At 71.3% G+C, this 14,051-nt stretch carries 10 protein-coding genes; 8 read left to right on the forward strand and 2 right to left on the reverse strand.

Annotation, left to right across the window (positions count from 1 at the left end):
- The first annotated feature begins 110 nt into the window (after positions 1 to 110).
- From ggt to OG792_RS18520, 3 genes are all read left to right on the forward strand, one after another.
- A complete protein-coding gene (ggt, locus tag OG792_RS18510) occupies positions 111 to 1,943 on the forward strand; it encodes a gamma-glutamyltransferase (RefSeq protein WP_329100518.1) in 1,833 nt (610 codons plus the stop codon).
- 42 nt (positions 1,944 to 1,985) lie between these two features.
- Entirely contained in the window at positions 1,986 to 3,071 is a 1,086-nt protein-coding gene (locus tag OG792_RS18515; RefSeq protein ID WP_329100520.1) for a Gfo/Idh/MocA family protein, read from the forward strand.
- Positions 3,072 to 3,190: 119 nt separating this feature from the next.
- Positions 3,191 to 5,338: an MMPL family transporter gene (locus OG792_RS18520; RefSeq protein WP_329100522.1), complete on the forward strand. Its 2,148-nt coding sequence runs from the start codon at positions 3,191 to 3,193 to the stop codon at positions 5,336 to 5,338.
- Between the two features lie 12 nt (positions 5,339 to 5,350).
- Here the strand turns inward: OG792_RS18520 and OG792_RS18525 are convergent, their stop codons facing one another.
- Positions 5,351 to 6,709, reverse strand: a complete 1,359-nt coding sequence (locus OG792_RS18525) for a carbohydrate-binding domain-containing protein (RefSeq protein WP_329100524.1) — start codon at positions 6,707 to 6,709, stop codon at positions 5,351 to 5,353.
- A 186-nt stretch (positions 6,710 to 6,895) separates the two neighbouring features.
- Here OG792_RS18525 and OG792_RS18530 point away from each other — a divergent pair, with 186 nt between their 5' ends.
- The 3 genes from OG792_RS18530 to OG792_RS18540 all read left to right on the forward strand — a co-directional run bounded on the left by OG792_RS18530 (position 6,896) and on the right by OG792_RS18540 (position 10,759).
- The gene (locus OG792_RS18530) at positions 6,896 to 7,948 is read left to right on the forward strand and encodes a WD40/YVTN/BNR-like repeat-containing protein (protein WP_329100526.1); all 1,053 of its coding nucleotides are present in this window, start codon (positions 6,896 to 6,898) and stop codon (positions 7,946 to 7,948) included.
- A gap of 107 nt (positions 7,949 to 8,055) precedes the next feature.
- The gene (locus tag OG792_RS18535) at positions 8,056 to 9,495 is read left to right on the forward strand and encodes a DUF1800 domain-containing protein (protein WP_329100528.1); all 1,440 of its coding nucleotides are present in this window, start codon (positions 8,056 to 8,058) and stop codon (positions 9,493 to 9,495) included.
- Positions 9,496 to 9,508: 13 nt separating this feature from the next.
- Positions 9,509 to 10,759: a DUF1501 domain-containing protein gene (locus OG792_RS18540; RefSeq protein WP_329100530.1), complete on the forward strand. Its 1,251-nt coding sequence runs from the start codon at positions 9,509 to 9,511 to the stop codon at positions 10,757 to 10,759.
- A 96-nt stretch (positions 10,760 to 10,855) separates the two neighbouring features.
- On the opposite strand, the gene OG792_RS18545 is transcribed toward OG792_RS18540, so the two are convergent.
- Positions 10,856 to 12,508 (reverse strand): MDR family MFS transporter, encoded by a 1,653-nt coding sequence (locus OG792_RS18545; protein WP_329100532.1) that lies wholly within the window; start codon positions 12,506 to 12,508, stop codon positions 10,856 to 10,858.
- A 202-nt stretch (positions 12,509 to 12,710) separates the two neighbouring features.
- Here OG792_RS18545 and OG792_RS18550 point away from each other — a divergent pair, with 202 nt between their 5' ends.
- Both OG792_RS18550 and OG792_RS18555 read left to right on the forward strand, forming a co-directional pair.
- Positions 12,711 to 13,295: a TetR/AcrR family transcriptional regulator gene (locus tag OG792_RS18550; protein WP_329100535.1), complete on the forward strand. Its 585-nt coding sequence runs from the start codon at positions 12,711 to 12,713 to the stop codon at positions 13,293 to 13,295.
- A gap of 56 nt (positions 13,296 to 13,351) precedes the next feature.
- The gene (locus OG792_RS18555) at positions 13,352 to 13,996 is read left to right on the forward strand and encodes a TetR/AcrR family transcriptional regulator (protein WP_329100537.1); all 645 of its coding nucleotides are present in this window, start codon (positions 13,352 to 13,354) and stop codon (positions 13,994 to 13,996) included.
- The last annotated feature ends 55 nt before the right edge of the window (positions 13,997 to 14,051 follow it).

Here is a 14,051-nt window from a genome sequence, read left to right on the forward strand (position 1 = left end):
CGGCGAACCCGGCGAAACCTCGTGACCAGGCACGGGTCCGACCCGTATGGTTGCGCGCCGATCACCACTAGGCTGTCGGAGAGACGTACGTCGATCGTAGAGGGGCAGCGATGAGACTCACGGTGACGACACTGGCCCGGGTGGCGGTCGCCGCCGTCACCCTGGTCGCCTGGCAGGCCGTACCGGCGCCGGCAGGTGCCGGGCCGGGCACCGCCGGCCACTCCGGCGAACCGCCGAGAACGCCGACGGCCCAGGGGTACGCCGGCGCCGTGTCGACCGTCGACCCGATCGCGACGGCGGTGGGCGTCGACGTCCTGCGCCGGGGCGGGAACGCGGTCGACGCGGCGGTGGCGGCGGCAGCCACCCTCGGCGTGACCGAGCCGTTCTCGGCCGGCATCGGCGGCGGTGGCTTCCTCGTCTACTACGACGCGCGCACGAAGCGGGTGCACACCATCGACGGCCGGGAGTCGGCCCCGGCGTCGACGCGGCAGGACTCGTTCGTCGACCCGGCCACCGGTGCGCCGTACGCCTTCCAGGAGGCGCGGGTCAGCGGGCTCTCGGTCGGCGTACCCGGAACGCTTCTGACCTGGCACGAGGCGCTGCGTAAGTGGGGCAGCCGGCCGTTGTCGGCGCTGCTGTCCCCCGCGGCCGACGTCGCCGAGCGCGGGTTCACCGTCGATCCGACGTTCCGTCAGCAGGTGAGCGACAACTCGGCGGCGTTCGCCCAGTTCGACTCCACCCGGGCGCTGTACCTGCCCGGCGGGCAGCCGCCGGCGGTCGGGTCGAGGCAGCGCAACCGCGACCTCGCCGACACCTACCGGCAGATCGCCCGGCACGGCGTCGACGTGTTCTACCGGGGCCCGATCGGAGCGGACCTCGTCGCCGCCGTGCAGCGCCCGCCGGTGGCCGATGATGCGACCGTGCCGTGGCAGTTCCCGATCCGACCGGGCGGGATGACCCGGACCGACCTGGCCCGGTACGACGTCCGGTTCCCCGCGCCGACCCGGTCCGACTACCGGGGCTACGACGTGTACGGCATGTCGACGCCGTCCAGCGGAGGTGTCGCCGTCGGGGAGGCGCTCAACATCCTGGAGCGGTTCGACCTGTCGACGATGACGGTGACCGAGGCGCTGCACCACTACCTGGAGGCGAGCGCGCTCGCGTACGCCGACCGGAACCGGTATGTCGGTGACGACACGTCCCAGCGGGTGCTGCGGGAACTGCTCGACGACGGGTACGCGGCCGAGCGGGCCTGCCGGGTCGACCCCAACCGCGCCGCACCGAAGCCGGTCCTGCCCGGCGACCCCGACGGCCGGTACGGCGGCTGCGCGACCGCGCCGACCGGCGCCGAGGGTTACCCCGGCCAGAGCACCACGAACCTGACGGTGGCCGACCGCTGGGGCAACGTCGTGGAGTACACCCTGACGATCGAGCAGACCGGCGGCAACGCGATGGTGGTGCCCGGTCGCGGTTTCCTGCTCAACAACGAGCTGACCGACTTCAGCTTCGCGCAGACGCCCGGTGCCGCCCCGGACCCGAACCTGCCCGCGCCCGGCAAGCGGCCGCGCAGCTCGATGTCGCCGACCATCGTGCTCGACGACGGCCGGCCGTTCCTCGCGCTCGGCAGCCCCGGTGGCGCGACGATCATCACCACCGTGCTCCAGATCCTCGTCAACCGGATCGACCTGGGCATGTCGCTGCCGGAGGCGATGGCCGCGCCGAGGGCGTCGCAGCGCAACAGCGCGGCACCGCAGGCGGAGCCGGCGTTCATCGCCGGGTACGGCGCGCCCCTGTCCGGGTTCGGCCATCCGCCGTTCGCGAGCACACCCGAGCTGGGCGCCGCCACGGCCGTCGAGCTCACCGGCCGGCACGGTTTCCTGGCGTCGGCAGAACCGGTACGCCGAGGTGGCGGGGCGGCGGCGGTCGTCCAGCCGACCTACTAGGGTGTGCCTGCCAAGATCAGCCCGTCGGGTGAGGAGTCGGAGATGACAGCGGTGGCGCAAACCAGCTTCGGTCTGGTCGGCAGCGGCTGGCGCTCTCTGTTCTTCCTTCGGTTGGCTCGGCTGCTACCGGACCGGTTGCGGGTCACCGGTGTGGTCACCCGTACCGCCGAGCGGGGCGACGAGGTGACGGCGGAGTGGGGCGTGCCGACCTTCCGCTGCACCGCCGACCTGCTCGCCGACGAGCGGCCGGACTTCGTCATCGTGTCGGTGCCGTGGGCGGTGACCCCGACGGCGACCCGTGAGCTGGTCGCGGCCGGGGTGCCCGTACTCGCCGAGACGCCACCGGCGCCGGACCTGGACGGGCTGCGTTCGCTCTGGTCCGACGTGGGCGACAGCGGCCTGGTGCAGGTCGCCGAGCAGTACCTGCTGATGCCGGGACACGCCGCCCGGCTCGAACTGGTCCGGGCCGGGGTGATCGGCGAGCCGACCTCCGTACAGATCTCGTCGACCCACCTCTACCATGCGGTCTCGCTGATCCGCGGCCTGCTCGGCGTCGGCTACGACGCCGCCGAGGTCAGCGCGCGGGCCTTCGTCGCGCCGCTGGCCGATCCGCTGTCGCCGGGCGGGTGGAGCGGTGACGACACGCCCCGGCGGCTCGCCACCACCCTGGCGACGATCGACTTCGGCGGCCGGATGGGCCTGTACGACTTCACCGACAACCAGTGGTGGAACCCGCTGCGGGCCCGGCGGCTGACCGTACGCGGCTCGCTCGGTGAGATCGTCGACGACCGGGTGGTCCGGCTGGTCGACCCGACCACACCGGTGGAGTCGTCGCTGGTACGCCGGCAGACCGGGCTCGACCTCAACCTGGAGGGGCTCGACCTGAAGCACATCAGCTTCGATGGTCGGGTGGTGTACCGGAACCCGTTCGTGGGCAGCGGGCTGTCCGACGACGATCTCGCGGTGGCCGACATCGTGGCCCGTACCGGCGCCTGGGCGCGCGGGCAGGGCGAGCCGCCGTACCCGCTCGCCGAGGCGTGCCAGGACCACCTGCTCAGCCTCGCCATCGAGGAGTCGGTACGCACCGGCCGGCCGGTGGTCACCACGACGGAGGCGTGGGCCGGGTAGCCGGTCGGTCGGCGCGGGCCCCGATGGGGTGGACCCGAGGCATTCGCCCCACCGGGACGGCGGTGAGCGTCTAGCTTGATCACGGAACGGAGGCCGTCGATCACGAAGAGGTGCCGCGGGTGTTCGCTGCTGTGGGACGGTTCGTGGTCCGCCACCCGATCTGGGTGATCGTGGCCTGGGTGGCCGCCGCGGTCGGGGTGATCGGGTTCGCGCCGACGCTGACCGCGACCACCGACGAGGCGTCCTTCCTGCCCTCGCACTACGAGTCGATCAAGGCAGCGGAGGTCCAGCAGCAGGCGTTCCCTCGGGCGGCGACCCCATCGGCGATCATCGTATTCGAACGCCGGGACGGGGGCCCGCTGACCGAAGCCGACGCCGCGAAGGTGGTCGCGATCGGGCAGGCGCTGACCGACCGCCGGATCCCGGACATCGTCGCGATCACGCCGACCCCGCCCTCGCCCAACCGGTTGATCCAGATCATCGCGGTCGAGATGACCCCGCAGCGCGGTCCCGCCGACCAGGCCCAGCCCGACGCGGTCAAGGTGCTGCGGGCGGCGCTGCCGGACCAGCTCGCGAACTCGGATCTCAAGGCCGGCACCACGGGTACGGCGGCACAGAACCTGGACGCCCAGGATTCCGGGAACCGGGCCAACGTGATCATCGGGGTCGCCACCATCGGTCTGATCATCATCCTGCTGTTGATCATCTTCCGGAGCCCGATCATCGCGCTGCTGCCGGTGATCGTGATCGGCCTGGTCTCGCAGATCGCAACCGGGCTGATCGCCTGGGCCAACCAGGCGTTCGACCTGAAGACCGACAGTTCGGTGAGCGCCATGCTCATCGTGGTGCTGTTCGGCGTCGGCACCGACTACATCCTGTTCCTGATGTTCCGCTTCCGCGAACGGCTACGGCTGGGCGAGGACCCGAAGACCGCGATGGTCAGCGCGGTCGCCCGAGCCGGTGAGGCGATCGCCTCGGCGGCCGGCGCGGTCATCATCGCCTTCCTGGCCCTGACCCTGTCCACGCTCGGCCTGTTCAAGTCCCTCGGGCCGGCGCTGGCCATCGCGGTCGCCACCACCCTGGTCGCCGGACTCACCCTGATCCCGGCCGTGGTCTCACTGCTGGGCACGAAGGTGTTCTGGCCGTCGAACGCGTGGCGACACGAACCGCGCGGCGCCCGGTTCGCCGCTATCGGCCGGTCGCTGGCCCGCCGGCCGGCGGTGTACGCGGCCGTGTCCGGCGCCGGACTGGTCGTACTGGCCGTCTTCGCCCTCGGCTTCCACCCCAACTTCGACCTGAGCAGCGGTTCGACCTCGACCGAGTCGGAGTCGAACGTCTGGAGCAAGGAACTGCTCAGGGGCCTGCCGGCCGGCGCCACCGAGCCGTCGAACGTGTTCCTGCGCTCGGACACCGGCGCTCCGCTGCCGGCCGACCGGCTCGGGGCGTACCGGGACGCGCTGGTCAAGGTGCCGGGCGTGGGGCAGGTCGGGCAGCCGACGCTGTCGCCGGACGGCAAGGTCGCCGACTTCCAGGTGACCCTGGCGAACACCCCACAGTCCTCGGCCGCGCTGCACACCGTCAAGGGTCCGCTGCGCAGCACCGCGCACGCGGCCGCACCGGACGGGACGACCGCGTTCGTCGGCGGTATCACCGCGGTGTTCGTCGACATCCAGGCGGCCGTCAACCGGGACTACGCCGTCGTGTTCCCGGTCGCGGCCGTACTGATCATGGTCATCCTGGGGTTGCTGCTGCGCAGCGTGGTGGCGCCCTGGTACCTGATGCTCTCGGTCGGTCTCGGCTTCGCCGCCACCCTCGGCGCCACCGTGCTGATCTTCCAGCACGGCCTCGGCGAACCCGGCCTGATCTTCATCCTGCCGGTGATCATGTACCTGTTCGTGGTGGCGCTCGGCACCGACTACAACATCCTGATGGTCGCCCGACTGCGTGAGGAGGCCCGCGAGGGGCGCAACCCGCGCGACGCCGCCGCGATGGCGATCCGGCACGCCGGACCGACGGTCGCCGCCGCCGGCCTCATCCTCGCCGGTACGTTCGCCTCGCTCATGCTGGCCGGCAACAGCACCCTCACCCAGATGGGCTTCGCCATCTCGGCCGGCATCGTCATCGTCGCGTTCGTGATGTCGCTGTTCCTCACCCCGGCGATCACCGCGCTGCTCGGCCACCTCGCCTGGTGGCCCGGACACGCGGACGTCGCCGACGACGGCGACCGCGAAGCCCCGGCCGGGCCCCGCGGTCGTGAAACGCCGTGATTGTTACCGCGGTTACCGGACCAGGGCCAGGCCGCTGAACGAGCGGTCGTACTCGGTGAACGACTGGTTGGTGTACGGGCCGTAGACCCAGGTACGCACCGAGTTGGCCGCCGTGTCGATCTCCACCAGCCGGACCGGGTTGGTGGTGTTCGAGTGGAACGTCTGGAGGAACGTGTAGATCTTGTTGCCGTTCACGCCGGTGTCCACCCGGTTGCCCGCGATCCCGACATGACCGGAGAAGACGAACCTGATGTTGGCGTACTGCTTGACCAGGTTGTCGAACAGGTACTGCGGGCTGGTCGCCCCGTAACCGGCGCTCTGCTCGATGTTGCCGTTGCCGTCGATGTAGTCGTGCGTGACGACGATGACATTGTGCCGGGGGTGCGTCGCCACCACGTTCTTCGCCCAGGTGACCGCCTGCGTACGCGGCCACAGCTCCAGGGTCAGCACCAGCCACTGGAGGCCGCCGGCCTCGTAGGTGGAGAACGAGTTGTCCACCTTGCCGGCCTCGAACTGTCCCTTGACCGCGCCGTACTGGCCGGAGGTGAAGTACTGGTTGAACACGGTGGTGTCGCGGACCAGTTCGCGGGTCCGGGCGGGATCGCGGGCCGAGCCGCCAACCCCGGTCGCCTGGGTGTCGTGGTTGCCGAGCGCCAGCGAGTACGGGATGCCGGCGGTCTCCAGCGGACGCATCGCGTTGCGGGCGATCGTGTACTGCGAGTGGTCGGGCGTGTCCCAGTTGACCACGTCACCGGAGTGGGTGACGAAGCGCAGGTCCAGTGCGGAGCGGTTGTTCACCAGCCAGTCGGTGCGCTGCCGGAACCGGGTGTCGGCGGCGTTCAGCACCTCCTGCTGGGTGTCCGGCATGACCGCGAAGCTGAACTTCGTGTCGACGGTGGTGCCGGGCGTCTCCATCCGGGCGTACGCCAGGTGGACGTTGCGGTCGCAGGTGGTCGACTGGAAGTCGTTGATCAGCTCGATCTTGACGTTGTGCTGCCCCGCGCCGACCGCCGCGCCGATCGGATAGGTGCCGTAGCTGGTGGCGCTGACGATGGTGCTGGTGCCGACGGCGGTGCCGTCGACCGTCACCCGGATGGTCGGCCAGCCCTGGCAGTTGTCACCGATCGCGCCGACCAGCACCCGACCCGAGCCGGTGATCGTGGTGGTGGCGTAGCTGTTGTTGCCCCAGAGCGAGGCGTGCGTGCCCGATGCCGGCACCGGGGTACCTGTCGCCGTCCGGATCGCCCCGTTCACCACGACGAACTGCGACGGCTCCGCCGCGCTCGCGCTGCCGGCGAAGGCGATCCCGCCGGCCACCACCGTACCCGCGAGCAGTGTCGCCGCGGCGGATCTGACTCCCCTGATGCGCATCAATCCTCCATGCACGTTACGCCCGACATTCGGACACCTGGACGATAAACAAGATCGGTACGATATATGCAAATACCTGACACACAGCGCAGAAACCTCGGCTGTACGCCACCTTTCCCGTACGTGACGACCGGCCGGCAGTGGCAGGACATCCAAGTCGGACGATGTCGGGTACGTTGCTGACCCATGCGGCTACGTATGATCTCCACCCTGCTCACCGGCGTCGTCGTGCTGACCGGCACGGCCGGCTTCACCACCCCACGGGACCCGGACTGGCGACTGCACGACACCGGCGCGACCGTACGGCTGCGCGGCCTCGCCGCGATCAGCGAACGGGTCGCCTGGGCCAGCGGCGCCGCCGGCACCGTCCTGCGCACCGTCGACGGCGGCCGCAACTGGCGGCAGGTCGGCCCGGCCGAGGTGAGCCTCGAACTGCGCGACATCGAGGCGTTCGACGCCGACCACGCGGTGGCGCTGTCGATCGGCCCCGGTGACCAGTCACGGGTCTACCGCACCGACAACGGCGGACGAACCTGGACCGAGACCTTCCGCAACACCGACGAGCGGGCGTTCTACGACTGCCTGGCGTTCTCCGACCGCAACCACGGGCTGGCCCTGTCCGACCCGGTCGACGGCCGGTTCCGCATCCTGTCCACCTCGGACGGCGGCCGGACCTGGGAGGTGCTGCCGACCGCCGGCATGCCGGCGGCGCTCGACGGCGAGTTCGCCTTCGCGGCCAGCGGCACCTGCCTGGTGACCGCCGACCGGAGCGCCGGCCGAGCCTGGTTCGCCACCGGCGGCGGTGCCTCCGCGCGCGTCTTCCACACCGACGACCGGGGCCGGACCTGGCGGGTGACCGCGAGTCCGGTCCCGAGCGGGCCGTCCGCCGGCATCTACTCGCTGGCGTTCCGCGACGCCCGGCACGGAATCGCGCTCGGCGGCGACTACACCACCCCGGCGAGCGCCCCCGACGGCGCGGCGACCAGCCACGACGGGGGCAGGACCTGGACACCCGCGCGCAGCCAACCGGGCGAGTACCGGTCCGGCTCGGCCTGGGTGAAGCGGGGCGGGTGGCTGACGCTCGCGGTCGGGCCGACCGGCAGCGACCTCAGCCTCGACGGCGGAAACCACTGGCGACGCTTTGACAGCGGCAGCTTCGACTCGGTCGACTGCACCCCCGGCGGGCACTGCTGGGCCTCCGGCGAACAGGGCCGGATCGCCTCACTGCGCTGGCACTGATCACCGGCGGGCCGACCGGCGGCACGCCGAACCGCCGGTCGGCCCGCCGGACCCGCCTCGTACGGGACATTTACCGGATTCGTACGTTGTCGGCCTAGGGTCCCGGTATGGCCCCACCGGACGCGATAGCCCACCTGCTGCGCCGCGCGACCTTCGGCCCCACCGCCGAAGAGGTCGAAGCGGCCGTACGCGTGGGTTTCGACACCACCCTCGACCGGCTGCTGACCCCGGCCGGGACCGACGCGGGCGCCGCCGCCACCCCCGCACCGCGCCTCGGACCCGACCCCCACGCCACGCTCGGCAAGGGTGCCGGCCGGGAACAGCGGCAGCAGGCCAACAAGCAGCGCACGGAACAGGCCCAGCAGGTCACTCGGTGGTGGCTGGACCGGATGGTCGCCGCCGACCACCAGCTCACCGAGAAGCTGATCTTCTTCTGGCACGGTCACTGGGCCACCAGCGTGCAGAAGGTGAAGTCCGCACAGCTCATGCTGGGCCAGTTGGACACCCTGCGGCGCTACGGCCGGGACGGGTTCGGGCCACTGGTGGCCGCGATGGTGCGCGACCCCGCGATGATCCTCTGGCTCGACGGGGAGAAGAACACCCGCAGGGCGCCGAACGAGAACCTGGCCCGCGAACTGATGGAACTGTTCACCCTCGGCATCGGCCACTACTCCGAGGACGACGTGAAGGCCGGGGCAAAGGCGCTGACCGGATGGACCGTGGTCCGGGAGTCGGGCACCGCCCGGTTCGAGCCGAAGCGGCACGACACCGAGCCGAAGACCATCCTCGGCCGGACCGACACCTTCGACGCCGACTCGTACGCCGAACTGCTCGCCGGCCTCCCCCGGGCCGCCGAATTCGTCTCCGACCGGCTCTGGTTCCGCTTCGCCGGCGCCACGCCTCCCAGCGATGGCGTCGAACCTCCCGCCGGTGGCGTCGAACCTCCCGCCGGTGGCGTCGAACCTCCCGCCGGTGGCGTCGAACCTCCCGCCGGTGGCGTCGAACCTCCCGCCGGTGGCGTCGAACCTCCCGCCGGTGGCGTCGCGCCTCCCGCCGGTGGTGCGACCGCCGACGTCACCGCGATCCTGCGCGCCATGTTCACCGATCCCGCCTTCGTCCGGACCCGTGGGCAGCTGGTCAAGCAGCCGGTGGAGTGGGCGGTCGGCGCAATGCGCCAGCTGCGCATCCGTCCCGCCGACCTCACCGAACAGCAGCGCAAGCAGGTGCAGTCCGGGCTGTCCGGAATGGACCAGGTGCCGCTGCGACCGCCGAGCGTCGGCGGCTGGCCGGCCGGGGCGGCCTGGCTCACCACCTCGTCGTTACAGGCCCGGATGCGGCTCGCCGACCTGTTCGCCGGTACGGCCGGCCCGGTGGCGGTCCAGCGGATCACCACGGCACCGGCGGCCGGCCGGCTCGACGCGCTGGCCCGGCTGCTCGTGGTGGACGCCTGGACCGAACGTACCCGCGCCGCCCTGACACCGCTGGCCGCGAACCCGGAACGGCTCATCGCGGCCGGCCTGGTGAGCCCCGAATACACCGTCAGCTGACCGGAGGTCACCCGTGGACATTCTGACCCGGCGCAAGTTCCTCGTCGCCAGCGGCGTGGTGGGCGCGAGCGCCCTGGCCGCGGGTGCCGGCACGTACGCGCTGTCCGACCTGTTCGAGACCGCGGGTACCCGCGACCCGGCCGGCCACACCCTCGTCCTGGTCACGCTCTACGGCGGCAACGACGGACTCAACACCGTCATCCCGTACGCGGATCCGGCGTACCACGACGCCCGCCCGGAGATCGCCTACTCGGCGCAGGAGGTCAAGCGGCTGGACGACAACTTCGGGCTGAACCCGGCGATGACCGGCCTGCACGGGCTGTTCGGACAGGGACGGCTGGCGGTCGTACGCGGCGTCGGCTACCCGAAGCCGGACCGCAGCCACTTCCGCTCGATGGACATCTGGCAGACGGCCACCCCGGACCGGCCCGGCACGACCGGGTGGATCGGGCGGTGGCTCGACGGTGCCGGTGGCGACCCCCGGCTCGCGGTCTCGTTCGAGTCGGCGGTGCCACCACTGCTGGCCGGCGAGCGCAGCGCGGGTGCGTCCGTACCGGTGGCCGGACGGGCGGGACGCGGCCGCCTGCCGGACCGGACGTTGGCCGCACTCGCGGCCAGCAGCCCCGGCGAATCCCCGGCGCAGGCCCGAGCGGCCGCCTGCTTCGCGGATCTCCGCTCGGTCGACACGATGATCACCGAGGTACGCGACGCGGCAGAGGAAGCCGACACCGGTGACGATCCGGAACGGCCGGCAGCGACCGCCACCGGCGGTGCGCGTACGTCGCTGGAGGCGCAACTCGACCTGGTGGCCCGGTGTGTCGAGGCGGGCGTGTCCACCCGGGTCTTCTCCGTGTCACTGGGCGGGTTCGACAGCCACGCCGACGAGAAGCAGTTGCAGGCGGTACTGCTCGGGCAGGTGGACCGGGCGATCACCGGATTTGTCGAGCGGATGGGTCGTACCGAGGCGGGCCGCCGGGTGGCGGTGGCGGTCTACTCCGAGTTCGGCCGGCGCGTACGCGCCAACGCCTCCGACGGCACCGACCACGGCACCGCCTCGAACGTCTTCCTGCTCGGTGCCGGGGTACGCGGTGGCCTCCACGGCGAACAGCCGAGCCTGACCGACCTGGATGACGGCGACCTCAGGTACACCGTCGACTTCCGCGACGTCTACGCCACCCTGCTGGAGCAGGTGCTCGACGGCGATCCGGAGCGGGTGCTCGGCGGCTGGTCCGGCCGGCGCGACGAACTGTTCGCACCGGTCTGACCGGCTGCCGCCGAGCCGACCTCCGAACCGCCGGTGCCGTGGCGCCGGGTGCCCCACCTCCACGGCGGTGCGGCACCCGGCGTGGTGGCGCCGAGGTCACCTACCGCGCGGGCCCGGCCCCTCCGTTGCGGCGGCGTCCGATCCGGCCGCTGCCGCGCCGACCGTGGCCGTGGCCGCGCCGCTGTCCGGCACCTCGACCAGATCCAGGCTGGTACGCAGGGTGATCGGCTTGAGCAGGGCGGCGGCGATGACGCCGACCACCGCGATCGCGGCCGAGATGAGGAAGATGTGCCCGGTCGCGTCGCCGTACGCGTTGCGCACGATGTGCGCCACGGCGTCCGGCAGCCCGTTGAGGTTGAGGCTGCCACCGGCGTCACCCGAGGCCGAGGCGGGCACACCGGCGGCGGCGAGATCGTGGGTGATCTGGTCGGTGACCCGGCGGGCGAGGACGGCGCCGAGGACCGAGACGCCAATCGTGCCACCGAGCGACCGGAAGAAGGCCACCGTGGAACTGGCCGCCCCGATGTCGCGCAGCGGCACGGTGTTCTGCACGGCCAGGACCAGGTTCTGCATGGTCATGCCGACGCCGACCCCGACCAGCAGCATCGCCGCGCCGACGAACAGCAGCGAGGTCTGGTGGTCGATCGTGCCGAGCATGACGAAGCCGGCCACGAGCACGATCGCGCCGCCGACGATGTAGGGCTTGACCCGGCCGCTCTTCGTGATCATGCGACCGGCGACGATCGAGGCACCGAGCACGCCGACCATCATCGGGATGGTGAGCAGCCCGGCCTCGGTCGGGCTGTAGCCGCGGCCGATCTGGAAGTACTGGCCGAGGAAGACCGCGCCACCGAACATGGCCATCCCGACCGCGAGACTGGCGACGATGGACAACGCGGTGGTACGCCGCCGCACGATGTCCAGCGGCACCACCGGTTCGGCGGCGCGGGACTCGACCAGCACGGTGAGCGCGAACAGAACCAGCGATCCGCCGACCATGGCGGCGGTCTGCCAGGAGATCCAGGCGAAGGAGCCGTCGACGAACGAGATCCAGATGAGCAGCAGGCTGACCCCGGCCGCGATGAGCCCAGCGCCCAGGTAGTCGATCTTCACGTTCTCCCGGCGGACGGTCGGCAGCCGCAGGGTGGCCTGGAGAACCACCAGGGCGATGGCCGCGACCGGTACGCCGACGAAGAAGCACCAGCGCCAGCCCAGCCACGACGTGTCGACGATCAGACCACCGAGCAGCGGCCCGCCGACCGTGGCGATGGCCATCACACCGCCGAGGTAGCCGTTGTAGCGGCCCCGCTCCCGGGGCGGGATCATCGCCGCGATCACCACCTGGACCAGTGCCTGCAACCCGCCGACGCCGATGCCCTGGAAGGCGCGGGCGGCGATGAGCTGGCCGGCGCTCTGCGCGACACCGCTCACGATCGAGCCCAGGACGAAGATCACGATGGCGATCTGGACCAGCGACTTCTTGTTGAACAGGTCGGCGAGCTTGCCCCAGATCGGGGTGGTGGCGGTCGCGGTGAGCAGGGTGGCCGTGACCACCCAGGTGTACTGGCTCTGCGAGCCGTCGAGCGCGCCGATGATCTGCGGCAGTGCGGTCGACACGACCGTACCGCTGAGCATCGCGACGAAGAGCACCAGCAGCAGGCCGCTGAGTGCTTCGAGGGTCTGCCGATGGTTCATCGGCGCCGCACCGGTCGACCCGGTAGCGGTCGTGGTGGTCGTGGGTGCGCTCATCGCGCGGCCTCCAGCAGTCTTGAAAGTGTCTCGGATCCGGGTTCGGGTTCGGTGAGGCTCCGAACCGCCTGCCCGGCGTGCGCCATCTCGTCACATCCGGGTCCGGGTGCCGACGCGCCGCCCGATCCCAGCTTCGTGGATACTTGCCCGCTGTGCAAGTTTTCCCATTGAGAAAATAGTCACGACAGCGTAGCCTCTACTGGTGGACACGACGCCCGGACGGCGGGAACGGAAGAAGACCGCGACGCGCCAGGCGCTGCACGAGGCCGCAATCCGGCTCGCCGTCGAGGAGGGCCTCGACCGGCTCACCGTCGAGGCGATCGCGGACGCCGCCGACGTCTCCCGGCGTACGTTCTCGAACTACTTCTCCAGCAAGGAGGAGGCGCTCTTCCACAGCGACCTGGTCCGCAACCGCCGCCTCACCGAGCTGGTCCGGGCCCGCCCGGCGACGGAACGCCCGTGGACCGCGCTGGAACGGGCCGCCGAGCAGCTGATCGCCGAGGGCGACAACCTGGACCCGGTGTGGCTGGCCCAGCGCCGCCTGATCCGGAGTCACCCCAGCCTCGCCGCCCAGCTCGTCGCGGTCTACGGCGCCGCCGAAAGCGACCTGACCACCGAGATCCTGCGGCGGCTGCCCGAGGGACCGGACACCGCCCTGCGGGCCCGGGTGCTCGCCGCCGCGTTCCTCAACGCGGTGCGCGCGGCCATCCAGCACTGGATCGACCGACCCGACCGGCCGCTCGCGGAGCTGGTGCGCGCGGCACTGACGTACGCCCGGGACGGCTGACCGGCCGACCAGCACATCGGACCGGACGGCGAACAGTGACGTTGGAGCACGGGCACATGGACCAGCACAGGACCGCAACCCCCGCGGCGGGCGGCCGCAACCGGATCCGAACCGGCGCGGACTCCCCGAGCAACACCGACGCCGGGCAGGTACGCGCCCACATCCAGCGGATAGCACTCGGGTTGTTCATCGAGAAGGGCTACGACAAAACCTCGCTGCGGGAGATCGCCGAGCAGCTCGGGGTGACCAAGGCCGCCCTCTACTACCACTTCCCCACCAAGGAGGACATCGTCAGCAGTCTCGTCGAGAGACGGGTCGCGGCGGTCGAGGAGCTGATCGGGTGGGCCCGACAGCAGCCCGATCCCGAGCTGATGCGGCCGGAGTTCGTCCGGCGGTACGCGGCCGGACTGCACGACGTGCACCACCACGAGGACGTACTGCTGTTCTTCGAACAGAACAAGACGCTGGTCAACACGCTGCGGGCCGGGACGCTGCTGCGGGAGCAGATGGTACGCGTCTTCGAACTGCTCGCCGAGCCGGACGAACCGCTCACCCAGCAGTTGTACCGGGTGATGGCCATCCTCTCGCTCCACGCCGGCTGGCAGATCCTGCGCGACCGCGGCACCAACGAGGAACGCCACCAAGCCACCCTCGACGTAGCCCTCCAAATCATGCACAACGCCAACCACCAACCCCCCTAACTCCCCCACCCACCCCCTCCCCACCCCCTCCCCCTCCCCACCCCCCACCACCGCG

The organism is Micromonospora sp. NBC_01699 (genome assembly GCF_036250065.1).
Classification (GTDB): Bacteria; Actinomycetota; Actinomycetes; order Mycobacteriales; family Micromonosporaceae; genus Micromonospora_G.